Here is a 24,797-nt window from a genome sequence, read left to right on the forward strand (position 1 = left end):
TCATGGCTCACATTGAAAGCGTCACTGGTCGTTACATGCACCTCAATGTGGCTGGGGTCGAGCAACGCATTTTTTTTGAAGAAGCTGGTCAGGGTATACCACTGATTTGCCTCCACACTGCAGGTGCGGACTCTCGTCAATATCGTCAACTGTTGAACGATGCTGAAATCACTAAGTCCTTCCGGGTAATCGCGTTCGATCTGCCGTGGCATGGACGGTCCTTACCTCCAGATCGGTGGTGGGAGCAAGAGTACCTACTGACTGCGGAAGTGTATGCCCAAACCGTGGAGCGATTCGCGGAAGCGCTTAATCTTGATCGTCCCATTGTTATGGGCTGTTCCATGGCCGGCTCGCTGGTATTAGAGTTAGTGCGCCGCGATCCGAAAAGGTGGCGTTGCGTGATCGGATTGTCAGGTGCGTCAAACGTCAAGGGACGCTTTCAAGACTGGTCGCTGGCTCCGAATATCAATGCTCAACAGAGTGTCGCATCTTGGACTTATAGCCTCATGGCGCCTATGAGCCCGGAGTCTTCAAAGCGCGAGGTATGGTGGATTTATAGTCAAGGCGGGCCCGGCATCTACCGAGGTGACACTTATTTCTATAGCCAAGACCTTGACCTGCGTGGTCGGGAAGCAGAGATCGATACTGCGGCCTGCCCGGTGTATTTGCTCACAGGTGAATATGATCATGCCTGCACGGTTGATGATACGCAGCGTACGATTGATGCAATTCCAGGGGCTAAGGGCGGCCGAATGGTTGGTATTGGCCATTTTCCGGTAAGCGAGAACTACCAGCTTTTCAAAGAGTATCTCATCCCAATTCTGGGTGAATTTGCTCAGTAAGTAATGATGGCCGCGCTTATACGGTAAGTGGGGCCATTTAATCAGCGCCTAAATTTTTATGTTGCATCTTTAAAGATGACGGCGCGGCTGCACTCATAATTACAAAAAGGTGTTGGTCATGATAGATCAAAACATAGTTGAGGCTTCACTCAGAGAACCGAGTGCGGCAGACGCTGCCAAAACTGAAAAGATTTCCACGCAAACTGATCAGGAAAAAGTCTTTTCTAAAGTTAAGCGTCACATCATTCCAATAGCAATTCTTGGTTTGTTTGTAGCGTTCATTGATCGCACTAATCTCAGCGTTGCTGGCCACTCCATGAGCGACAGCTTGAGTTTGGGGCCGGCTGCATTCGGTTTGGCCGCCGGCCTTTTTTATCTTGGATATATCCTGACGGAAGTGCCGAGTAACATAGCTTTGCGCCGTTATGGTGCGCGCCGATGGATTGCTCGGATCATGATTAGCTGGGGGGCGATAACAGTGCTCACCATGTTCGTGAATACCGCAGAATCTCTATACGTGGCGCGGTTCCTTCTCGGTATTGCAGAAGCAGGTTTTTACCCTGGAATTCTTTTCTGGATGAGCTTTTGGCTGCCTTCTCGGTCACTTACTCGGGCATATTCATTGTTCCAGCTTGGCATTCCGATTTCCTTGGCCCTCGGCTCACTGGTAACGGCCCAGCTGCTTCGTTTGGATGGTATGGCCGGACTTCACGGGTGGCAGTGGGTGTTTCTGCTTGAAGGTGGAGCAGCGGTGGCCATGGGTCTATTCACGCTCAAATTCATGGCCGACACACCAAGCGATGCGAAATGGCTATCCGACGAAGAAAAGAAGGTGCTGAAGGACGCGCTCAGCGAGGAATCAGCAGATGTAAATGATTCCGACGACGGCCATTCGCGAGCGCTTCGGGAAGTGTTCACAAGTGGAGCCGCTTGGGCGTATGCGATTTGTTTTCTTTTCATGATGATCGGCTTTTGGACCGTCACCTATTGGTTGCCGCAAATCCTTCAGGAGCGGCTGCAAGTTGACAGTGTTCAGGCAGGTGTCCTGTCAGCAGTACCGTGGGTCATCTCAGGTCTGTCTCTTCTGATTGTTTCCAAACGCATCGAGAAAGGCGGTGCGCTGGAGAGATACCTCGTTGGAGTTCTGTTTTTCTGCGCAATCGGATTTGCCATGTCGAGTCTGGCTAGTTCAGCCACTGTTGCATTCATTGGGTTATGCATGGCGGCCTGTATCCAAGCGGCAGTACCACTACTGTTCAGCTTCCCATCGCGGCACTTCGACGGCGCTCGGGCGGCTGTCGCTTTGGCGATGGTCAACTCGGTAGGCAGTCTCGGCGGTTTCATCGGGCCAGTGCTGCTCGGTTGGATGAAAGGAGCTACGGGCAGCAATCAGGCTGGGTTACTGGCCATGGCCGGAGCCTTCGTACTCGCCGGGCTCCTAGCACTCACACTTCCTTCCATTCTTCGTGCTGCAAAAGCAAAAGCTTAACCCCTTAGCCTGAACCTAATAACTTATCTGGAGATCAACCCTATGAATCAAGAACTCTTTGAAATTGGTCTGAAAACCCGCCGCGAGGTGCTCGGCGACGAATATGTAGATACCTCCCTCGCGAGCGCTGATGACTTCAACCGCCGCATGCAGGAACATGTCACCCAGTACTGCTGGGGTGATGTCTGGAATCGCCCAGGATTGGACCGCCGCACTCGCAGCTTCCTTAATCTTGCCATGTTAACCGCGCTGAATCGTCCGCATGAGATCAAGCTGCACGTTCGTGGCGCTATCAACAACGGTCTGACCAAAGACGAGATCGGAGAAGTCTTCCTGCAGTCCGCCATTTACTGCGGCGTTCCTGCGGCCATTGACAGCTTTAAGATCGCGAAAGAAGTGTTCAAGGAAATGGGCTTGTAATCAAAGCCGCTGCCATGGCTGTTCGATTTTTGGGCAGCCAGGGTTTCCTAAGTGTGAAGGCTGGATTGAGTAAGTTCGCTACTCCATTTCATCCTCTGTGTGTTCCATTCGCGCCAGGTAGTCAAAAAGCTTGGCCGCCTCTGGCGACAACAGCGCCTCGTTTGACACCCCTACATACAGAGTGCGCCGAGCCCAGTTATCCGTCAGTGGGATGGCCACCAAGCGAGTGCCCAGCAGTTCCTTTCTCACGGATGCCAATGGCAACACCCCTATGCCCAGGCCCGCTTCAATCATCCTGCAAATGCCATCGAAACTGCTTACCTGAATACGGACCTTTAACATTTTGCCGTTGGCTACAGCCGCATCTGTGAGGCGGCGCAACAACGAGCTTCCCTGATTAAGGGCGACAAAATCATGATCCAATGCCTCTAACAATGCGAGTTCGCGGAAATCTGCAAGTGGATGTTTTACGGGTACGAGTAATACGAGCTGATCGCGTCGGTATACCCGTTTGATTAGTTCATCGGAAGCCACATTGTCTGCAAAGATGCCGATATCCGCTCGACCATCATGTACCGCCGCGACAATGTCATCACTCAACGCTTCTTCCATACCGATTCGCACGAAGGGATTGTCCGCCAAGTATATGGCCAGATCCTGCGGCAGGAACTGAACGACAGCGGATGTGTTTGCGGTAAGACGGACATGTCCTCGCACTCCCATCGCGAAGTCATTCGCATCACATGCCATCCGATTCACGCTATCGAGGATATGACGTGCGTGGTCGACTATTCCACGACCGGCGGCAGTCAGCTCCACACCACGGGGCAAGCGCACGAACAGGGCGCATTCTGTTATCCGCTCAAGCTCCGTCAATCGCTTACTGGCAGTCGAAAGCGTCATATTTGCTCGATTAGCTGCCTGAGTAAGGTTCAGGGTTTCAGCCGCAAATACCAGAAGGCGGAGTGAAACCAGATCGACATGAAGAAGGTTCATTACGAGTACCTAGCCTTTCGCTTTTGGAAAGGGTACTGGAGAATTTCGCAATTTTCATCAACCCAAAGCAGGGAGATCATCGCGCCATAACAAACAACAAAAGCGGGTTACGCCATGAACCTTCCATTGCAAGGCATCAAGGTCATCGAAATGGGTCAGCTGATCGCGGGCCCCTTTGCTGCCAAAATTCTCGCTGAGTTCGGCGCTGACGTTATAAAGATCGAGCCTCCCGTCACCGGTGATCCCCTGCGTAAATGGCGCATGCTCCATAACGGCACTTCCGTTTGGTGGGCATCTCAATCTCGTAACAAGCGTTCTGTAACCCTCGACTTGCGCCAAACCGAAGCCCATGAGGTGGTTAAACGTCTGGTCGAGGATGCAGATATCCTGATCGAAAACTTCCGCCCTGGCACGCTGGAAAAATGGGGGCTGGGCTGGGATGTTTTGCGCGAAATCAACCCTCGACTTGTCATGCTCCGCGTATCTGGTTATGGACAAAGCGGTCCTTACCGCGACCTTCCAGGCTTCGGCGTAATTGGCGAAGCGATGGGCGGTCTGCGCCATCTTTCCGGTGAACCTGGTCGCACTCCGGTTCGCGTCGGTGTATCGATTGGCGACTCGCTGTCCGCGCTGCACGGTGTCATTGGAGTTCTACTTGCCCTACGTCACCGAGAGCAAAATAACGGTGAAGGGCAGCAGGTTGATGTGGCTCTCTATGAGTCCGTTTTCAACATGATGGAAAGCCTGATTCCCGAGTATTCCGTATTCGAGGCAATCCGCCAGCCAGCTGGTAGCAGCCTTCCAGGCATCGCTCCGACCAACGCCTACCGTTGCAAAGACGGAAAGTACGCTTTGATCGCCGGAAACGGTGACAGCATCTACCGTCGCTTGATGGAAAAGATAGATCGCCTCGATTTGGCCAACGATCCCGAGCTTGAACAGAACGATGGTCGAGTACGCCATGTTGCGCGAATCGACGCTGCAATTTCTACCTGGACAGCGGATCGATCTCTTGAGGAAGTGCTGGACGCCCTGAACGAGGCACGTATACCCGCAGGGAAAATCTACGATGCCGCAGATATCGCTAATGACCCCCATTACCAGGCCCGCGGAATGCTGCTTCCGAGCACCTTGGAAGACGGCACTCCCGTCACGCTGCCTGGCATTGTCCCCAAGCTTCTGTCTACTCCAGGGCAACTACGCTCGAAGGCTCCAAGCTTGGGTGAGCATACCGATGAGGTGCTCGCCGCCCACGGTATTGACGCTCAAACACGGGATGAATGGCGCAGCCGCGGCATAATTTGAAGTACGGAGTAGGTAGATGAAACGTCTATATATGCAGGAGGTCGCGACTCGTGACGGCTTCCAGAATGAAGCTACCTTTATTGAGACTGCCGACAAGATCGCAATGATTGATGCGCTCAGTCAGTGCGGTTATGCCAAGATCGAGGTGACCTCTTTTACGTCGCCCAAGGCGATCCCTGCGCTTCGTGACGCAGAGGCGGTGATGCATGGCATCACGCGCAAACCAGGTGTCGAGTACACCGTATTGGTGCCCAATGTGCGAGGGGCGGAACGCGCCCTTGGTTGCGGTGTGGATGAAGCGAACCTGGTGATGTCGGTCAGCGAGCCGCATAACCGTTCGAACCTGCGCATGACGCGTGAACAATCTTTCGCACAGCTCAAGGAAGTTGTTTCGGTCATCGGTCAAGGCCCGGTGGCAGTGAATGTATCCCTGTCGACCGTGTTTGGTTGCCCCATGCAGGGCGATGTCGCTCTCGATGAAATCCTTGGCTGGGTCGACCGATTTGCCAACTTGAACGTGCGAGGCGTGACGCTCTGCGACACGACTGGTATGGCTTATCCATCTCAGGTACAGGCGCTATCGTCAGCAGTGATTCAGCGCTTCCCGCAACTTCAAATCACACTGCATTTCCACAACACCCGCGGAATGGCACTGGCCAATGCCTTGGGCGCCTTAGAAGCGGGTGTTGACCGGTTCGATTCATCGTTGGGAGGGCTTGGTGGCTGTCCGTACGCACCGGGTGCGAGCGGCAACGTCTGCACCGAAGACCTAGTCCACATGCTCGAACTGATGGGCTATGACACTGGAGTGAATCTGGATGGGATTCTCGCAGCATCCGCAAAACTTCCTGGACTCATTGGGCACCCTACGCCGAGCCAAATCCTGACGGCAGGTAAACGACTAGATCTTCATCCGATTCCGGAACACGTGCACACCCTCAGCAAGCAGGTGGTCTCTGCTTTTGCGGAAGTAACCAAATGATCCACCACCTGGATCACCTCGTGCTCACCACCATCGATGTGGAGGCCTGCAAAGACTTCTACGTCCGCGTTATGGGCATGCGACTTGAAACCTTTGGTGCCAATCGGATCGCATTTCAGTTTGGTGAGCAGAAGATCAACGTTCACGTACATGGTCGTGAGTTCGAGCCTAAGGCGCACCTGCCAGTGCCTGGGGCGTTGGATTTCTGCTTCATCGCCAGTACGAGCTTGGAGAAAGTTGTTGCTCATTTCGAAGCTGAGAGTTGGCCGATCGAAGAGGGTCCAGTTCAACGGACTGGAGCTATGGGGCCGATTCGATCGGTGTATGTCCGGGACCCGGATTTGAACCTGATTGAAATCGCCGAGCAGATTGATTCACGCATCACTGCAGAACAATAAGAGGTACACCATGAAAATCGTTTTTCTCGATGGCGCGAGTCTGCCGTCTCCTCTTGAGCGACCAGCGTTTGCTGATGTCTGGACTGTTCGCGAGAGTACCAATGCAGGGGAAATCGTAGAGGCACTCGCGGACGCGGATGTGGCTATCACGAACAAGGTCAAGCTCGGACGCGTCGAGTTGGAGCAATTGCCCCAACTGAAGCTGATATGTGTTGCAGCGACCGGCTATGACTGTGTAGATATTTCAGCATGTCGCGACCACGGCGTTACCGTCTGCAATGTCCCAGCGTACTCAGCTGTCAGTGTTGCAGAGTCGGTCATCGGTTCGTTGTTCGCTCTGCGCCGCCACTTGGTTGAATACCGGGAGGCTGCAATTAATCAGTGGTCAACCTCCAACCATTTCTGCGTCCATGGCTCTCCCATCCTGGATGTTCAAGGATCCACCCTCGGCATAGTTGGACGCGGTGATATTGGTAGCCGCGTCGCTCGGCTGGCCAGCGCCCTTGAGATGAATGTGATCTTTGCGGAGCATCGTGGTGCATCTACGGTGCGGCAGGGGTATGTGTCTTTCGACAAGATGCTCGACCAAGCCGACGCCATTTCCCTGCATTGTCCGTTGACACCTCAAACCCGCCACCTGATTTCTGCTGATCAGTTGGCCCAAATGAAGCCCGGTGCACTCCTGATCAATACGGCCAGAGGACCGCTGGTTGATGAGGATGCCGTGCTGGACTCTCTCAAGCGTGGTCACCTCGGCGGCGCTGCCCTAGATGTACTGGGCTGCGAACCACCTCGGGCGGATCACCCATTCCTGAGCAGTAATCTGCCGAATCTCATCGTAACTCCACACGTTGGTTGGGCTAGCCAAAGCAGCGTTGCCCGGTTGAAAAGCACACTGATTTCAAATGTTGAAGCTTTCACCGCAGGGAAGCCTGTGAATGTGGTGTCGTAACTAACAGATCAATATCAACAACTAATTTTATAGGTAGAGCGCCATGACAAAAACAATCAGCTCTTCGTCCAAATTACCTGAGCTTCCATTGGCTAAACGGAAACCGTTTTACCACCACCTCTATGTTCAGGTATTGGCGGCGATCCTGCTGGGCATCTTGCTGGGCCACCTTAGCCCAGGTCTCGGTGAGCAGATGAAGCCTTTGGGTGACACGTTCATCAAACTGATCAAGATGCTTATCGCTCCGATCATCTTCTGCACCGTCGTCAGCGGCATCGCCAGCATGCAGAACCTCAAAAAAATCGGACGGATCGGCTTTAAATCTTTGATCTACTTCGAGGTTTTGACCACGCTGGCTCTGGTGATTGGCCTTATCGGTGTGAATCTCTTTAAGCCTGGCGTTGGAATGCATATCGATCCGTCAACCCTTGATGGCAGCGCTATCGCGGGTTATGCAAAGGCGGCGCACGATCAGAGCGTGGTCGGATTCCTGACTCATATCATTCCAACAACTGTTTTCGGTGCTTTCACCGAAGGGGATATCCTTCAAGTTCTGTTTATCTCTGTATTGTTCGCATTTGGACTGCAGTTGCTCGGACCAATCGGCAAGCCGTTGCTGGACACGATCGATCTAGTTGCTCAAGCGTTTTTCCGGATGCTTAAAATCGTCATGTACGTTGCTCCGCTTGGCGCTTTCGGTGGCATGGCTTTCACAGTTGGGAAATACGGCATCGGCTCACTCGCGTCCTATGGCAATCTACTGATTTGCTATTACGTGACGGGTTTTTTCTTCGTATTCGTGGTTCTCAATCTAGCTGCACGCCTCGCTGGCTTTAGTCTTTGGAAGTTTCTGAAGTACATCCGGGAGGAGCTGGTACTGGTGCTCGGTACATCATCATCCGAGTCTGCACTGCCACGGTTGATGGGCAAGCTGGAAAAGCTGGGTTGTGAGAAGTCGACAGTGGGATTGGTCGTTCCTTCTGGTTACTGCTTCAACCTCGATGGCAGCTGTATCAATATGACTGTGTTGGCCATCTTTATCGCGCAAGCTCTCGATATTGATGTGTCTATCTACCACCAGGTCACCCTGCTTCTCATCTTGCTGCTGACCTCCAAAGGTGCAGCAAGCGTCACAGGCGGTGCATTCATCACTTTGGCGGCAACCCTTGGCTCTGTTGACGTGATCCCCGCGGCTGGCCTCGTCCTTGTATTGGGTGTCTACCGATTCATTTCCGAAGGTGGTGCCTTGATTAACGTGATCGGCAACGGCGTTGCAACTCTATTCGTGGCTCGATGGGAGGGGGTTCTCGATCGGGAACAACTGAAACGCGAGCTGGGCTAGGTTTGCGTTCTGGCTTACCTGCTTGCCCGCCACGCACGGGTCAAGCAGGTAAGCCGGTGCGTAATAAATCATCAAGTACGAGACCAGACATGCCTTATCCGTTTCTTCAGGACATAAGCGTTATCGAAAGTTCGGCATTCGTGCCGGCCCCGTTGGCTGGTTTGGTACTGGCTCAATTCGGCGCAGATGTTATTCGCATTGATGCAATCGGTGGCGGCATTGACTATCGTCGTGCGCCTCGCGTTCATCCCAGTGGACGAAGCTTGTTCTGGACATCACTCAATGCTGGAAAGCGTTCCTTAGCGCTAGATTTCAGGCGGCCCGAGGCTCAAGAGTTGGTACAGGAGCTGGTCTGTCGTACAGGCAACTTACTCACCAATCGAGCTGCATCCTGGCTGTCGCACGCCAAGCTCGCAGAGCGCAGGTCAGATCTGATCTCTTGCATCATCGAAGGTAATCCTGATGGTTCTTCAGCAATGGAATGTACAGTAAATAGTGCAACCGGCTACCCGATGCTTGCGCGAGAGAGCGATCACGCGAGACCGGTGAACAGCCAGCTGCCCGTGTGGGACGTTGTGACGGCATACCAGGCAGCATTTGCATTCGTTGGCGCCATTAATCGCCGCCTGGTAAGTGGTGAAGGTTCATTGATCAAATTGGCGATTGCTGACGTCGCCTTTTCGACAGTATCCCATTTGGGATTACTGGCCGAAGCTGATGTGCTCGATCGTGACCGGCTACACGTTGGCAACCACATATACGGAGCGTTCGGGCGAGATTTTGAAACCTCCGACGGGCAGCGAGTTATGGTTGCCGCCATCACGATTCCGCAGTGGCAGGCTCTTGTCAGTTGCTGTGGTGTTCAAGCGGAGATCGCAGCAGCTGAGTCTCATTTGGGCCTCGACTTCAATGATGAAGTACAGCGATATCAGGGGCGAGAGGCTATTGAAAAGCTTCTAGCTCCTTGGTTCATTCAGCGGAGCTTATCCGTAGTGCGAGACCTGCTGGACAAGCATCAAGTCTCTTGGGGAAAGTATGCCACGGTGAAGCAACTTCTCCGGGATGATCCTCGTATTGGAATCCTCAATCCCGTTTTCGAGCAGCTAACTACGGAAGGAGTGGGCCATCACATCAGTGCTCAGCTCGCAGCGCGTTTTGAAGGGATAGATCGATCCGCTGGGACTGGGGCACCACTGTTGGGAGCGCACACGGACGAAGTACTGCACGGCGTGCTGGGTCTGTCTGGAATGGAAGTTGCTCGTCTTCATGATGCCGGCGTTGTGGCTGGGCCTGATGCAGACCCCTGCAATTAATTCAGTGCAATTTGAGATCTAATGGTAGCTAGTGACCTGTACGGTTAGTTTTTTATCTAAAGCCGCCGCGTATGCGACACAAAATATATTAAATAGATAAATTAAGTACACGTTCAGTTCACTAGGGGCAACTTTGAATAGGGAATACTACGATTATCATTGTGGCAGGTGCTTTCAGTAGGCTTGGATTTTGCGCTGCGCGATACCATATGGAAGCAGGAAGTTAAATATAATTAATACCTCACTTTCAGCAGGAGACACAGACCAAGAACACGGCGTATCACTTGTCAGATAAGTAAAGAATAACTACATGCCAGTCGGTCGCGCGCGATGCGTTGACCTAGAAGAGTTTTGTGTTTTTTCTGTTGCCTAAAAATAAAAAGAGCGGAGCGTTATAAGTGAGCTTAAAAAAAATTGCTGCAACTTCTTTGTTTGCCGGTTTTATTCTGAGTGCCCAAGCGTATGCTGACTTTCTAGGTGATAGCAAAGCCACCTTGGGAATGAGAAATTTCTATTTCAACAACGACAACCGCGATGGCTCTGCCACCCCCTCGAAAACCGAAGAGTGGGCGCAGGGTTTCATGCTGGATTATAAGTCTGGTTATACCGATGGCACGGTTGGATTTGGTGTCGACGCCCTAGGGCTAATGGGTGTCACTCTGGACAGCGGCAAAGGACGGCACGTCGGTAGCACTATGATTCCTTCTGACAGCGACAACAGTGCTGTGGACGAATGGAGCCGGCTAGGACTGACCGGCAAAGTCAGAATGTCGAAGACTGAACTTCGCTACGGCACCTTGATTCCGAAACTTCCGATTCTGGTCGCCAACGATGGACGTCTGCTCCCACAAACCTTCGAGGGTGGTCAAATCACCTCAAGCGAGTTCAAAGATCTAACCCTGACCGGCGGACGTATTGAGCATGCAACAGGTCGCGGTTCGACCGATCAAACAGGGCTAGCCGCTCTAGGCGGTACACATGAAAGCAACCAGTTCGACTTCGCCGGGGGCGATTGGAAAGTTACCAAAGACCTGACCGCTCAGTATTACTACGCCAATCTCGATAACTACTACACTCAACAGTTTTTCGGCCTGATCCACACCCTGACGATCGCGGAGGGTCAATCGCTGAAAACCGACCTCCGCTACTTCAAAACAGACTCGTCAGGTGAAAACAGCTCCGGTACATCAGGTTACAGAATCAGTGGTTACACAAAAAACGGTGATGGCGAGATCGACAACCGTACCTGGAGCGCCGCGCTTGTTTACACACTGGGAGGTCATGCTATCACTGCGGGCTACCAAAGCGTTTCGGACGGTAGCAGCTTCACCCAACTCAACCAAGGCAGTCTGGCAGACAAAGGCGCTGGCGGCACCAGCCTGTACCTGTATACGGATCGTCTGATCCAGAGCTTCACCCGCGCAGGGGAACGCACGTCATTTGGTCAGTACGCCTATGACTTTGCCGCTCTGGGTGTCCCCGGTCTGAAAGCCTCGGTCATTTACCTCTCCGGCGACAATATCAAGACGAGATCTGGCGATGATCAGAAAGAATGGGAAAGGGATATCAGTCTGGACTATGTCCTTCAGTCCGGAGCGCTCAAAGGTGTTGGCTTCGGCTGGCGAAATGGTAAATCCAATAGCGAAGCCGCTCGGGATCAGGATCAGAACCGGGTATTTGTAAGCTATAGCATCCCGCTTCGCTAACAAATGTCATGCGTGTACAAACTCTCCCCTAAGACCCGGAGCAAAAAGGGCCCTCTCCAGACTGTGTGAAACGTACCGAAGGCCAGCCCAGCAAACGCCCCGACTTGTTCGGGGCATTTGCTTTTGTGCGAGCCATAGACGAAAAAAATCAGCCCATTACCAGTCTTCAGTTGAGGAGCTAAACACAGTACTAAATGCGCCTAAGCCAAGTTTTTTTGCTTCCTCTTCAATTCGGCCAGCCAGTAGAACGTCGCGCTTAGTGGGAAAGTGACGCAAAAGGAATTGAGCGTTTTGTCTAATACGCTCGGGTACTTCCGAGTCGCACGTAAGCTCTGTCAGGAAAGCGTGAGTTTGTGCGACTGATCTGGTCCGTTCAAATGGCATCGTCATTTAATCCTCCATCTGTTGTGATCATCAGTCCAATGCAAGGCAGCTAGGTTCGGTCAAATACTTTGACGGTCCAGCCCAGCTTATCGCCCATTATGGGTCAGTCGCCAGTGACTGCTTTTGGCCCTTTGCCCGTCGGCAAGGGCAGCAAAGGAAAGGGTCTTCTCCGCCGCTCTTGGTCACGAAGCGTGCTGGTCAAGTGCGATGCGTATGTTTGGTCAGGCCGCGTCGGCGTTCTCCAGCATTTCGCGTAGCTCTTCATGGCTGATGATTTCCAGTCTACGGTGCTCACATGGTACGGGTCGGCAACCCGCCTACCGAAGGCTGGAGGGCGGAGCGTGACTCGCAAGACAAACTATGTTTGTTGGCGCTCACTCCGAATTGACCCAGATGCCGAGATGTCACTGACTCAGCCTCATCCCTCGCGAACCATTGCGTGTGCTTGGTTTTGTTGATTTGGAGGCGGGTCAATCTTGCGTCAGCACTTGGGTCAATTCAGCGTCGGCGGCAACAAGTCATGGGCCAAGAGAGGCCGATGAATCAATTAATACCGGTTGCTTAGAATGGCTTTCGTAAACTGATGGAGTGATGTGTACGTACTATTGCCTTGCCGCTCGAGCAAAAACCCGCGCATACCGAATGCAGTAGGTCCCTCACAATCGCAGCGCCGTGAATCGCCAATCATCCAGGCATCAGCGGGCGAAACCGACACCAGTTGCACTGCATGCCGGTAGATCTCGAGCGAGGGTTTGACTGCACCCACGTCAAAACTGTAGCTATAGCCATCTAGCCCGGGATATAGACGTTCGATAGCCGCAGCATATGGTTTTGCCAAATTTGAACACACCACCACTTTTACGCCGGCGTCCTGCAGCATTTGAACGGCAGATAGGCCGTCCGGAAAAGCTTGGATTTCGGCTAGTTCGGCGGCGAGACCGCGTTCGATTTCGGCCATCACCTTTCGATCGACTTGAATGCCAAAAAAATCGGCCGCCTCGCGCAGGTCCAATGGCAGGGTGAGCAGGCATTCTGCATCAGTGGATTGTGGGCGACGTCCTTGCTCAATCCCGAGTTTATGGATTTTCCGGTAAGGGTGAGTGCCTTCGCCGATTTTCACCAGCGTGCCAAAAGCGTCGAAAATAGCCGCCAAAACAGGCATACAGTTGTCCGTTCACATGAGGTTGTTTGGTGCCCGTAACCATTTGAACTGAAGGTAGTTACAGGGCTTGGTGTGTTTACGTCCGCTTGCTTGAATCTGTGTTGACTACTGTTTGCGCTCCCTCTGATGGCGACTTTCCGCAACGTAGATCACGTGTTTGTGCAAGTAGCCACACTCGATCATTTCTATATAGCCATGCATAAATGCCTGGTATCTCTAGGCGAATGCTTTTTGCGCTAGCGCCTGAATGGGCCAAGACGGTGTCATGCCATTTTGACCGATGTTCTCGAAGAGCCGTCTGCTGGAGCCGCTCAGCCCGCAATTTCAGTACCATCTGGGCCGAGCTGGGGAACCCATTGGCAGTGCAAATGGGTTGCCTGAACTTGGCAGTTATTGAATCAGCAGAGTCACCATTCATAAGGCGCTTTAAGGCAGCGTCATGAATCTTCGGCTTGAGATTTTCGGGTTTATTGAGAGGCTTTTCAGCAAACAGCTCACCGGAGTTTGGTGCAGCTGTCACAGCCTTGAGGAATTCCAACTGCGCGATAGGGCCTTCCGGAAGCTGGAGTAGTCTTTCTAGCCGATCATAAGCTTCGATGAATGATTCCAGTCGACCAAAAAGCCAAGTGATTATCGTTAGGTGCTTAAGCGGATGGTAACAGCCACGGGGATTCCGGGTGAGCTGCTTGAGGAAGGCTTCTGCGCCCTGCGTCGTTTTGGGCAGGGTATGGAGAGGAGCGTAGGTCTGAAGCAGTGATGCATACTCTGAGAATGAGGTTGCGATCAGCGCTCCATCTTGGCCGGTGATGCACAGTTGGGTTAATGCATTCTGATAGACGAATCTCACAATCATTGGGTTAAAGCGCCTAGACATCGCGTAGCTCGCAAGATCCAACACACCCTTTCCTAATCGCTGAAGTGCTTCGTGAGCTTCGGTAGAAGATACTGACGCTGTCTGCGGCGCAAGAACATCGTCGCAAGGTAAAGCAAATTGAAGTCGTCCAGGCCATTGGCAATTCACGGCGCTTTCTCGTAGCACCAACCCGTGAATAGGGCACAGAACTACCCCAGGGTATTGATGCGATAGGTGCCAGAAAGCTACCCCATGGATGTCTAGATCCTTAGCCATGCAGGCTGTGCAGGCTTTCAAAGGATGCTCTGCACCGAAACGTCCTGCTAGAAGCCCCAAGCGATACTTGATCGCGCCAATATGAGATATCTCCGCGCTTTGAACCAGTTCTGGGATCTGCTGATCCGACTGAAATGGAAAAAATAGTGGGAGAATCGTGTGTTCCCTGATGATCGATGTCGGATCACCCCATGCCGACGGTGCTTGAGTTGTAAGGGAGCCAAGATTGCGAGGAAAGTCCTGCGTGATGGTGTCGTGATGACGGCTGAACAGCCAATCTAATGTGTCTGAGGTTTTCAAATTCCCCAAAAATTTATGCTGACGGCAGCAAAGACTGTAGAACGTCTCATCCTCGAACCAACGGACGAATACGTCCTGCGATTGAACGGTTGAACAATTCACGATTATCGCCGTTAACGAACCACACTCATGGTAAACACTTCAATATACTTTGCGAAGAGCTCTGTTAGCACTAAAAGCAGTAGTGCCGTTACTGTTCAGTTCGATCCGCTATTTTGACAATAAATAGAAGAACTCGGTGAGGATGGTGAGAGTGCAGAGGCACGCATCCAGAGTGAAGCCGGAGTGGCTTTTGGTTGTCATCGGATAAATTCAAGCGGTACCATATTTCGTTTTACCGAAAAATGGAGCTTTACAATCGTTAGTTTGTACCACGGGATCTCGAAGTTTGTACTACGCAGATCTCGCATTTGTACCACAGACTTGTATATCGCCCGCGCAACGGGAGTGCTAATTGATAGCGGAGTTCAAATGAAAACTTAGCTAATTCTAGAGCTAGAAATCAGATAGACAAAGGCCCAAGTGCTACCTTGGGCCCTTGTGGATAAGTCAGAATTGCGCCCTGACAAATCCATTGTCTATTCCATACATGTGGGACGTCAAGTCTTGCACGACTTCGTTCGTCCACAAGTTGGTACGCGTTATCCACAGACATACGTGTGCTCGACTGCCCGCTGGATAAGGGGTTCGTCCAACGTCATAGCTGTTATCCCCAGCTAACCGGGCGTAGACGTTCCTATAAGACATTGGATTAGTAATATGAATTTTCAGGATAAATTTTCCCTGATCATGAACCGTCAGAGCCGGTTTGAATGGGGAGACGAGTACATTCCGTCAACGCTCGCGGTACCACGTGAAGCACCCAAGGGCTCTCGCATAAGCAGGCTTAACAGTGCAAAGCTGGGCCGTGCGCTGCATGCTCTGTCGACACCCGAGCGGGTATTCACGCAACTCGCGCTTTGTCATCCAGACCTGCTTGATATTCACGAGCAAAAAATGCTGTGGCCTTACAGTGCGGGTCACCCACTTGATGGTCACCCGCTGACGAAAGGAACCTTTCCGGCGTCTGTACGTGGAACAGTTGAGATAGCCAAGGAAATAGGATTCAACCACCACCTGTTCGTGTACGAAGGGCCGGATGGCACGCGCCAGAAGATCCCCTTTCCCTACCAAGGGGACCTTCTCCTATACATGAATGGTCATGACGGCATCCCCTACGCCGTTAACTGGACTGTCAAAGACCGAGAGGAAGCATTTCGCGAGAGAAGGTATTCGAAGCCCAAAACACCAATTCAGCAGAAGAAGGACCGCGACCATGGTGAGCTGCGGAGAGAGCTGGAGAGAGCCTACTACGCCAGCGCGGGCGTCAGAACGGTGCAGGTTTCCCTTGATAGGGTAAAGCCTGAGGTTATCGCGAATCTTGATCTGCTTTTCGTCGTGCACGACATCCCTCTGAGCCATGACCCTGCGTTGCTCAATGAATTCAGCGCAGAAGTAAGGGAGGCAGTTCTATCGGGAAATCCGGTCGCTTATGTGGCGATACAATATGGAAAGCGCTGGGGTAAGCGTGATCAGTTTCTTACTAGAATCTATCAGGATATTTGGAATCAGAAACTACCCATAAATTTTTTTGAAAACATTCATGTCGACCGTCCATTTAACACCGACGGAGGTGATCTCTTTTCTGTGTATGGTTCGCTCTTTGAAGAGTCGGTACCATGAGGATGGGGTCTCGAATCATTGCGCCTGAGGGATTTCTCTGTCTTTCGAAGGACGTTACGTATCACTTCTTAAACAGTAATGGCAATACCAACAGGGTTCGACTAGTACTGTTTATTGATGACGGTAAGATGTTGGGCGCGAATTTAATTAACCTAACCAGGATTGAATTTGAAGACGCGCTCGAGCATGGGTTGTTGCTGGAGGACGGTCCTGTAGACAAATTTCCTCCTTGGCTTTCGGGTATTCAAGGTGTTTCTATCCAGCAGTTGGAAAGCCGAAGGCATTCTGCAAAAGAAACATATGATCAAAAGGTAAATAAGCGATTTGCAGCCATATCGGATCTTGTTGTACGACGGGATGAAATTCTCCTTTGTGATGATCCTGATACTCTAATTAATGCGCACGCTAAATCGATGCGCCCCGTGCAAAATACAGTACGACTGAGATTATGGTTTTACACGTATCTTATATTTGGATACAACAAGTGGGCGTTAATGCCCCCCTTACATCGCATTGGCGGTTGGAATCGCCTTGATCCGGCACGAAAAAATAAGCTGGGCTGCCCTTCGAAAAAGGGTAAGCACTATGGCTATCATTCTGACGCCGAAATGAGGGAAAAGATAATAGAAGGATTTATAAAATATAAATGCATTACTAAGACATCGGAGGAAGTCTATGGTGATGTGGTTACCAAAACCTTCGGGTGCAAATCATTTTATTCAAATGGCTCTATGCAATTTCAGCATCCTGAGGGCAAGGCTTTTCCCACGTACAATCAGTATAGGACCCAAATTAAGCGGTATTTTAGCCCGCGAGATCTTCTATACGAGTTAAAAGGCCAACACAAAGCAAAATTGAAGTTGGGAGCCTCGGGAAGCTTTGCTGATAGCGTTACTAATATATATCAACGCGTTGAGTTTGATGGCTATTACATATCTGAAAAGCTCAGTGGGGTTATTGAGGGAAGCGCGATAGAGGGCTTTTGTGTTGTCCGAGCTTTATGCGGCTTGTCGGGTGCCATACTGGGTATGGGCTTTGCCGAAACTAAAGAGAATATGGATGCTTACAATATGGCGTTGTTTTGTATGGCCATAGATAAGGTTAAATTTTGCGAGCTCTTCGGGGTTGATATAGAACCGTGGGAATGGCCAGGTGATGGGCTTTCAGGCGGCATCATATTTGATCGAGGGCCTGCTGCGTGTTATCCCAGTAAGCCAAATATCAACTGGCTGAAAGCTCATGAGCTTACTCCAGTGTATTCTGGTCAATCCAAAGCAACCGTAGAATCTTCTCATCCTAGGGATAAGAAATTATTAGGTCAGCCTTCGCATAAGCATAGCAAGTTTAATTTTGTTGAGATGTCTCGGCGGGAGATTGTGCAGGCAATAGAAGACAATCGCAGTTCAGATGCGTCCCGCCGGATGAACGACGATATGTATCTCGACGGTGTCAAGCCCACACCTCTAGGAATTTTCAATTATCACGACGGTATTGGTCGTAATTCGTGTATCAGCATGGAATTTGATGTGGCGGTAAGATCATTTCTGAAAGCGTGTCCAGCATGTATAAGAAGAGATGCAGTCTATTTATACGGACGGAAATATAGATCTCCAGGGTTAGAGGCTAGTGGAGTATTCGATTTGGCTGCAAGGGACGGAGTCATTAATGTTAGTGCCTATGTGTTGACGATGTGTGTTAGGCATATATGGGTTGAAGTTAGTGGGGTTTTGTACGAACTAGACTTTGTCCGACCTGCTAGTGCGCGCTCTGGAATGGCGGATATTTCATTGCGGGATCTACAGGACATTGACCAATTGCGACGTGATGCAAATGCGGATCATAGGGAAGAAAAGCCAGCTATTCAGCAATTCTACGGGCAAAAAATCAAAAGCCTGACCGAAAAAGAACGGGATGCTGGCGAGCGCAAACTCGGGAGACCGCCTAAAAACGGAGCGGCTGAGCGTGATACGGCAGACTATAAACGATTTCAAGGAACAGCCAAATGAACGTACAAGTAAGAGCGCGTTTTGACGATTGCCTGGACTTGGACCAAATCCGAACGCGGGTAACGGTTAGGCCTCAACCACTCATTGAGTTGAGCGGTATTGATCCTCTTATTGCTGCAGAAATTATGGAGGAGTCTTTGAGGAATATTTACGTGCCTAACAAATTTTCTCTTGATTTTATAAGGGAAATGTTGGGTCGGGCGTCTCTCCATAATGCAGATCTGTTTAGAAGCGAAACTGAGTATGTTTCCAGAATTTACAACCCACCCGAACTAGAAAAATTCCCAGTATGTTTAACTGGTTTGGCGGGAGTCGGTAAGAGTCAGACTATTGCAGCTTTGAGAAAAGTCTGTCCACCGGCTATGGATTTTAACTGCAGTCATTTCCAAGGTTCGATTGAACTGATTTCTCATTGGTATGTCAGTGCCAGAGGAAAGTCTAGCGGCAAGCAACTGTTGTTAGACGTTGTGTTGGGCGATTTAGAGGCGGGGAAAAAAACTAATGTCGCAAAGTTACTCATTGAAAGTCGGCGGCGAGCAAATCTATACGGCGTCTCACTTGCAATGCTTGACGAAACTCAGCACATAACCGGCTCCGGCGCATCAAAGGTAACTGACATTCTGTTGACGATGGCTGCTATCGGTCTACCAATAATATTCGTTTCAAACTACAGCCTCGTGCATAAGCTGATTCGCCGAAATAGCGAAGATAAACAGAGGCTCCTCTCGGAGCCTCGGATCATGCTGCCCGATCACCCTGATAGCCAAGACTGGAAAGATTATGTAAGCGAGTGCATTCGGGTCTGCAATGGTCACATTCAGGTTGGGATGAATGACCTAACCACAGAGCTTTATCGTTCTACTTTTGGGATTAAGCGGCTTGCTGTACAGCTCCTTAAGCTTGCTTACATAGAGTGCCGCAGCGCTGGCAGGAAATCTATAAACCTCGCCGATGTGAGTAAGGCATTTCGTTCTAGTGCGTATTCAAGCAATTCGCGGGATGTCCAACAGCTACAGCTTCAGTCGTTGCAGCCTCGTAACCCCGGTACCCATTTGGATCTGCGATGCCCATTCGATCTTCCAATTGATAGAAATGCCAATGTCGTGAGTTTCGCTCGTGAGGATCGAGATAATCGCGTGAACGCAGCGGTCTTCGACTCAGCACTGAATGAAAAGGAGCGATTGGCAATGAAGCACATTGGGTTGCTACCAGGTGACGTTGCACGATCTAGCAAGCAAAACCGCCCTGCACCGGTACCTAAGGTTTCAGATGAAGAAATGACAAAATCCTTTTTCGAAATTGTCAGTTCCTTAAAGCAGACAACGACGCCGAGGAAACCTAGATGAAGACGCCATCGCGAAACCGCGAGTCCAAATAGGAAGGAGCGGAAGGAACAGGAGATATGCGATCTAAAAAACCCATTAATTTCAATGAGTTGTCGTTTTGAGACAGTTTTTATTCCCTAGAGCTTCATGAACAAGTAGCTTTTCGGGTGATTGAGACAGTTTTGCAGCATTGTATCTTCGTCCTGCGAATCGCGGAATGCGGGGGCATCGCAAGACAGTTTTTATTATCTAAATTCAGTGGAATGCAGACTCTGTGGAAGCGGGCTCGCCTGCGAAGGTGGCATTACAGCCGCTGTGGATGTGCCGGATGCACTGGCCTCTTCGCTGGCAAGCGCCTACGAGGGCCGGTGCTGCGGGCGGAACTGGCTCGGCGCTACACCACTCCAGCGCACGAAGGCATGGCGAAAGCTGGCGGTCTCGCTGAAACCCAGGGCCTCGGCGATCTGATAGATCGGCAACTGATCCTCGCACAGCATTTGCTTGGCCTGCTCGAAGCGCAATTCATCGAGCAATTCCTGATAGCTGCAGCCCAGGTCCTTGAGGTGCCGACGCAAGGTTCGCGCCGAACAATTCATTTGCTCGGCCAGTCCCTCCAGCCCAGGCGCGGCATTCAGTTGCGCGCTGAGCAGTTGCCGAATTCGCCCCAGCCACGCCTGGCGTCCGGTGAACTCGACGTTCTGTTTGCGGCAGCGTTCGGCCATGGCTTGATGGGTTATCAGGTCGGCCAATGGCAGGGGCTGGTCGAGCCAGCGCCTGTCGAAGGCGAAGGCGTTGTCCCGTGCCCCGAAATGCAGCGGGCAGTCGAAGTGTTCGGCGTAGGTCGCTTCGTAGTCGGGTGCGGCGTGTTCGAAGCGAGCAGCGAGCAGTGGCAGCGGATGACCGAGCAGGTCGTCGCAGATGACCTTGAGCGAAACCAGGCAGAACTCGGCGTTGAACACCGCCATCGCCGGGCTCTCGCGATAATCGGCCGCGACGAACCAGACACGCTCGCCATCCTCCTCCAGGCTCAATTCGAAAAGTGTTCCCAGCAGCGCCGGATATCGCATCGCCAGACGCAAAGCGTCACCGAAGGTGGCACTGGTGAGCAGTGCATAGCCGAGTATGCCGTAGCAGGACACGTGCATCCGCCGACCCAGCTCCAGGCCGATGTCACGCTTGAGTGCGACTGCGTTGGCGCAGACTTGCATCTCTTGATTGGTGGTGATGCGCGTGTCGGCACGGTTCAGATCCGCCGCACTGATGCCGCTGCCGGCCAATAGCGCCTCACTGGACAAGCCTTCGGCCTTGAAGGTGTTGAGGATCAGCGAGACGGCGTTGAGGGTCGTGAGGTGGGAGTGGAGCATGGCGACTTCCAGTCTTGGGTTGCTGGAATGGGAGCAAGTTGTGTGCCGGGACCGGACCAATGGGGTTTCGGCACGCCCGGTGAAGTCGGCGGTTACAGACGCCATACCCGGATACCGCCCCCCGTGTCAGCGAGGTTTTTATCTTGGTCACGGTCGCCGCGCACCTATGCGTTGGCTGTTGTTACGACATTTCATGTACCCAGAGATGGACCTCAATCATGACATCTTCAAACGTTACCCCAACCATCACCCACCCGCCGCATCGGCTTCGGCCGGACGCTGACGTCGTTTCACAGGCCTTGAGCGTTTTGCACTTGTTTGCCGATCGCCCGACCTTGCGAGAAACGGCACGAAGAACCTTGCAACAAGTCCTTGATGACCGGTTTCCCAATCTCGATATCCAGGTGGAAAGCGCTGTCATTCTCGAGCCTCGGTGGAGTGAAACGCCGGGAGGCTCAAGCTTTGCTGGTTATCAAAGCTATGGACTGCCAGATCTTTTGCTCGAAAGTTACTGGCAGGGCAGTTGCAAAGTATTCAGTGACAAGAGCGTTCTCTCACGGCATTCCAACGTAGCAACTCCGCTGGCCATTGACGTCGATTTGAGCGAAATCCAGGAGGTCCTCGATGAGTGGGGGCAGCAGTTACTGGAGTGCTATCAACATGATCTGGCAGCCTTCTGGAGCCAATCGAATGAGGACGATGGCAGCGCCTGGCAACAACTTCGCGACCTGTTCCGGGAGCAACTGTTCATAGCCTCTCAGGCACTTGCCGGTGATCCATTTTTGACGGTCCAGAGCGTACTTGATTACCCCGACAGTACCCAGCGCGAAACAGTCCAGGGCGAAGCTGCGACCGAGACTGCCGTGACATATGTGTACGAGGACGTCAGCACCTCGACGCCGGATGATGTGATTGTCCTGTCGATGATTCGCAAGGTGGAAGGGCGAACCATTGCATTGCTGTACACATTGTCCGGCGGAATCGAAGTGTTCAGCTCCGAGCAAGCCATGGTGCAATCATGGTTTGGCGCCCGCCAGCAGCTGTCGCTAAGAAACTACTGGGCGGAACATGACATTTTCGAGGCGTTGACCCTGAGCCTTCTCGAGCGTCAGCTGCAGGTGATTGCGACGATCAAGCCCGCAGCCTTCGTCGACTTGCCTGGCCTTGAGCGACGATTGGACCAGCTCAGTAGCCCGACGATGTTGCTCGGTGCCTTTCGTTCAGGCCATGAAGCCAGGTTGTCGACCCTGGAAGATTTATTGCCGTCATGGCTCAAGCAGGCTTATCCGGCGGAGCGCGCTACTTACAGCCGGTTGCTGGCCTTGCTGGCGGCCCGGAATCGAACCGGTGCCTCATACCTGTCGGACATCGCCCCGATTCATGAATATGCCGAGCAGGCATTGAAGGCACTGATGGTCGAGGACGATGAGGCCCGCAAGTCTATCAATGTGGGCGATATCGAGGTGACGCTACAGCGATTGGAGAACACGACATTCGAAATCATCGACCCGCCATTCCCCGAGCCTCGCTACCAGACCACCCGCTCGACCTTTGCGCAACTGGCGGTGAAAAACATCGGCGCCTTGCCCCTGGTTCCAGCGCAGATTCATTATCGCAACGGTGAACCACCGCCGTGGCTGACGTATGACTACCTGCGGGAACTGACCACTCGCGCCGACATCGGCCAGCGTTATCCCGACATGTTGCAGCGTAAATTGCTGGACGACCCTTCTGAGTGTAACCAGCGACGACAACAGTTTCGCGCGAGCATGCACATTCAGCTGCCGCTGTTGGCCCTGGAGTTGAAAATCCGTCATCGCTTGTCGGATACGGCCTATTGCCAGGTTGTCGCCGCCCTGCAATCGGAGACGGTCGATCGCCAGGTCGAGGGACATGCCATAGTGGTCAGACCGCTGGGGTTCCAGGTTGGAACCGCCTCCAGTGCTGACTACGTCTTGAACATGTTTGTGATCGGCCCGCAGGAGCTTGGACGTGGGCCACATGTTCTTTACCGGCCTGCTTCGGACGAGCCAATGCTCGAGTTTGCCTCATGGGAAGCTCTATTGATTGCCATTCAGGAGAATGAATCATTGCAGCGCAGCGTGCTTGCCGGGCTGGCACCCTCGATTCGCCACGTCTATGCCAACGGCGGCTTCGTGGAGCCCCACGAGGGACGGGTAGTGTTCGGTGACTTCGACGCGCTCCAGTCGCAACGTGTTTCGCTCGCCAGCGGGCCGCTGGCAATTGATGTGTTCAGCACACTGTACCGGTCTTGTGCCCAAGCGCTGATCGAGCAGGCCAAAGGTGATTCCGTATCGAACTCAGAGGCCCGTTGGGATCAAGTAAAGGACTTCGGGTGGGCATTGTTCAACTTGCTACAGCCACTGTTGGACGGCCCATTGGCAGCTATCGGCCTTTTGGTCCAGCTCACCAAGAGCATTGAAGTGTTTGTTCAACGTGAAAATGCCGAGAATCGATTGGAAGCAGCGGCAGATGTGTTGATGAACCTGGCCTTGATACTGGTGCATACGGGTTCGCCCGTACTTGCTATTGCGCACACCGAAGCGTCTGGCGTCGTCGGCGAAACCGCGCTCGATCAGCGCATCCCGCTCGACAATAAAATCGACAGGCGGCCTGTCGGCCCTTTCGGCGGGGAACCGAAGCTTTCTCATGGCTGGAACACTGCGCGAGGCCAGTTATCAGCTCGTCAGCTGGCCGATCTCAACTCATTCAAGCTCTCGCAGCCGTTGCGCGCAGATGCGGTGGTCGAATCCGGCGAGTTTCGCGGGCTATATCAGCAAGGCGAGTACTGGTATGCCCGTGTCGAAGATGACTGGTTTCGGGTGTCGCCCACATTGGACGGGGTCGTGATCACGGATCCGCAGGGGGCGTCGCGCAGGGGGCCTTGGCTGAAAAGTGACGGGCAGGGTCGCTGGAACTTCGATTTCCGCCTGCGTCTGCTGGGAGGCGCAGGGCTTAGTGTTCGGGCTAAAAGGAAGCTCAAGCAGCTGGAGAAAAAAGCGCAGGATCTATTGGCCGGATACCAAGGGCAGTTGGCTGAGGCCGGACGGATGTCCAAATCTGATCGCCCGCCGGCCGACGTAGAGACTCTCATCATGAATCAGGCTGATCCGTTGGAAGCCGTAGCCGACGATATCGAGCAATTGACCCGGCCAGTGGGTGAAGTGTCATTAAAGCCAATCGTAGATGACTTGAGGGATACAGCCATGCATCTTCGGAAACTGGCACAGCAAACACGGATTGAAATGTACAAATCACGGAAGCCGACTGCGGGAGCAGTGGATTATCTATGGGAGAAAGAAGAGATACGCATCCAGAAGATCGGCGAGCGAACCGACAGCTCAGCAGGCAAAGGCACTGATTTTTTGCAGGAGTACCAGATTCTCGACTCCGCCAACAACAATGTGCTGTGGTATGCACATTTTCATTACTCGACAAAGGAGGCTGCGCCAGCATCCTTCACTAAGGCCCATCTGAAAACAGTCGCGCAGCGTCGCCAGGGTCTGAATTTTCAGAAGGATCAACAAGCGGCTTGCCAAGCAGTGACCCGCATATGGCGTGAAAATATCAGTCCTGCGCTGGCCAGGAAGGTGTTTTTACATCCATAGACTGAAGTGACAGGGCAAGCCTTCCTGGCGG

The 24,797-nt window shown here is 52.4% G+C and carries 19 protein-coding genes; 14 read left to right on the forward strand and 5 right to left on the reverse strand.

All coding sequences use genetic code 11. From position 1 onward, the window contains the following. The first annotated feature begins 2 nt into the window (after positions 1-2). The 3 genes from ACVWYU_RS01170 (at position 3) to pcaC (ending at position 2,751) form a co-directional block, all read left to right on the forward strand. Positions 3-842: an alpha/beta fold hydrolase gene (locus ACVWYU_RS01170; protein WP_457371732.1), complete on the forward strand. Its 840-nt coding sequence runs from the start codon at positions 3-5 to the stop codon at positions 840-842. A 118-nt stretch (positions 843-960) separates the two neighbouring features. Beyond that, positions 961-2,331: an MFS transporter gene (locus ACVWYU_RS01175; protein WP_457371733.1), complete on the forward strand. Its 1,371-nt coding sequence runs from the start codon at positions 961-963 to the stop codon at positions 2,329-2,331. A 42-nt stretch (positions 2,332-2,373) separates the two neighbouring features. Then, positions 2,374-2,751: a 4-carboxymuconolactone decarboxylase gene (pcaC, locus tag ACVWYU_RS01180; RefSeq protein ID WP_457371734.1), complete on the forward strand. Its 378-nt coding sequence runs from the start codon at positions 2,374-2,376 to the stop codon at positions 2,749-2,751. Between the two features lie 78 nt (positions 2,752-2,829). Here the strand turns inward: pcaC and ACVWYU_RS01185 are convergent, their stop codons facing one another. After that, complete coding sequence (locus ACVWYU_RS01185) at positions 2,830-3,747, reverse strand: LysR family transcriptional regulator (RefSeq protein ID WP_457371735.1); 918 nt, start codon at positions 3,745-3,747, stop codon at positions 2,830-2,832. Between the two features lie 114 nt (positions 3,748-3,861). Here ACVWYU_RS01185 and ACVWYU_RS01190 point away from each other — a divergent pair, with 114 nt between their 5' ends. The 7 genes from ACVWYU_RS01190 (at position 3,862) to ACVWYU_RS01220 (ending at position 11,745) form a co-directional block, all read left to right on the forward strand. Continuing rightward, positions 3,862-5,052 carry a CaiB/BaiF CoA transferase family protein gene (locus tag ACVWYU_RS01190; RefSeq protein WP_457371736.1) on the forward strand — a complete coding sequence of 397 codons (1,191 nt, stop codon included), beginning with the start codon at positions 3,862-3,864 and terminating at the stop codon, positions 5,050-5,052. Between the two features lie 16 nt (positions 5,053-5,068). Then, complete coding sequence (locus tag ACVWYU_RS01195; RefSeq protein WP_457371737.1) at positions 5,069-6,034, forward strand: hydroxymethylglutaryl-CoA lyase; 966 nt, start codon at positions 5,069-5,071, stop codon at positions 6,032-6,034. After that, a complete protein-coding gene (locus tag ACVWYU_RS01200; protein WP_457371738.1) occupies positions 6,031-6,432 on the forward strand; it encodes a VOC family protein in 402 nt (133 codons plus the stop codon). Before ACVWYU_RS01195 ends, ACVWYU_RS01200 begins: the two co-directional genes overlap by 4 nt. Positions 6,433-6,442: 10 nt before the next feature. Then, positions 6,443-7,384: a D-2-hydroxyacid dehydrogenase gene (locus ACVWYU_RS01205; protein ID WP_457371739.1), complete on the forward strand. Its 942-nt coding sequence runs from the start codon at positions 6,443-6,445 to the stop codon at positions 7,382-7,384. Between the two features lie 43 nt (positions 7,385-7,427). Further along, on the forward strand, positions 7,428-8,726 hold the full coding sequence (dctA, locus tag ACVWYU_RS01210) for a C4-dicarboxylate transporter DctA (RefSeq protein ID WP_457371740.1): 1,299 nt from the start codon (positions 7,428-7,430) through the stop codon (positions 8,724-8,726). An 89-nt stretch (positions 8,727-8,815) separates the two neighbouring features. After that, a complete protein-coding gene (locus tag ACVWYU_RS01215) occupies positions 8,816-10,039 on the forward strand; it encodes a CoA transferase (RefSeq protein ID WP_457371741.1) in 1,224 nt (407 codons plus the stop codon). Positions 10,040-10,437: 398 nt separating this feature from the next. After that, positions 10,438-11,745, forward strand: a complete 1,308-nt coding sequence (locus ACVWYU_RS01220) for an OprD family porin (RefSeq protein WP_457371742.1) — start codon at positions 10,438-10,440, stop codon at positions 11,743-11,745. A gap of 156 nt (positions 11,746-11,901) precedes the next feature. Here the strand turns inward: ACVWYU_RS01220 and ACVWYU_RS01225 are convergent, their stop codons facing one another. The 3 genes from ACVWYU_RS01225 to ACVWYU_RS01235 form a co-directional block, all read right to left on the reverse strand. After that, positions 11,902-12,135, reverse strand: coding sequence for a BPSL0761 family protein (locus ACVWYU_RS01225; RefSeq protein WP_457371743.1), 234 nt, complete (start codon positions 12,133-12,135; stop codon positions 11,902-11,904). A 541-nt stretch (positions 12,136-12,676) separates the two neighbouring features. Beyond that, positions 12,677-13,291: an HAD family hydrolase gene (locus ACVWYU_RS01230; RefSeq protein WP_457371744.1), complete on the reverse strand. Its 615-nt coding sequence runs from the start codon at positions 13,289-13,291 to the stop codon at positions 12,677-12,679. A 76-nt stretch (positions 13,292-13,367) separates the two neighbouring features. Beyond that, positions 13,368-14,822 carry a TnsD family Tn7-like transposition protein gene (locus tag ACVWYU_RS01235; RefSeq protein ID WP_457371745.1) on the reverse strand — a complete coding sequence of 485 codons (1,455 nt, stop codon included), beginning with the start codon at positions 14,820-14,822 and terminating at the stop codon, positions 13,368-13,370. A gap of 657 nt (positions 14,823-15,479) precedes the next feature. On the opposite strand from ACVWYU_RS01235, the gene ACVWYU_RS01240 reads away from it, so the two are divergent. From ACVWYU_RS01240 to ACVWYU_RS01250, 3 genes are all read left to right on the forward strand, one after another. After that, complete coding sequence (locus tag ACVWYU_RS01240; RefSeq protein ID WP_457371746.1) at positions 15,480-16,442, forward strand: hypothetical protein; 963 nt, start codon at positions 15,480-15,482, stop codon at positions 16,440-16,442. Positions 16,443-16,570: 128 nt separating this feature from the next. After that, positions 16,571-18,448 carry a transposase gene (locus ACVWYU_RS01245; protein WP_457371747.1) on the forward strand — a complete coding sequence of 626 codons (1,878 nt, stop codon included), beginning with the start codon at positions 16,571-16,573 and terminating at the stop codon, positions 18,446-18,448. Next, positions 18,445-19,794: an AAA family ATPase gene (locus tag ACVWYU_RS01250; protein ID WP_457371748.1), complete on the forward strand. Its 1,350-nt coding sequence runs from the start codon at positions 18,445-18,447 to the stop codon at positions 19,792-19,794. The genes ACVWYU_RS01245 and ACVWYU_RS01250 overlap by 4 nt, the downstream gene beginning before the upstream one ends. Before the next feature lie 335 nt (positions 19,795-20,129). Here ACVWYU_RS01250 and ACVWYU_RS01255 read toward each other — a convergent pair whose 3' ends face one another. Continuing rightward, entirely contained in the window at positions 20,130-21,137 is a 1,008-nt protein-coding gene (locus tag ACVWYU_RS01255; RefSeq protein ID WP_457371749.1) for an AraC family transcriptional regulator, read from the reverse strand. A 218-nt stretch (positions 21,138-21,355) separates the two neighbouring features. Here ACVWYU_RS01255 and ACVWYU_RS01260 point away from each other — a divergent pair, with 218 nt between their 5' ends. Continuing rightward, on the forward strand, positions 21,356-24,766 hold the full coding sequence (locus ACVWYU_RS01260) for a dermonecrotic toxin domain-containing protein (RefSeq protein ID WP_457371750.1): 3,411 nt from the start codon (positions 21,356-21,358) through the stop codon (positions 24,764-24,766). The last annotated feature ends 31 nt before the right edge of the window (positions 24,767-24,797 follow it).

It is taken from the genome of Pseudomonas sp. TE12234, from assembly GCF_054061835.1.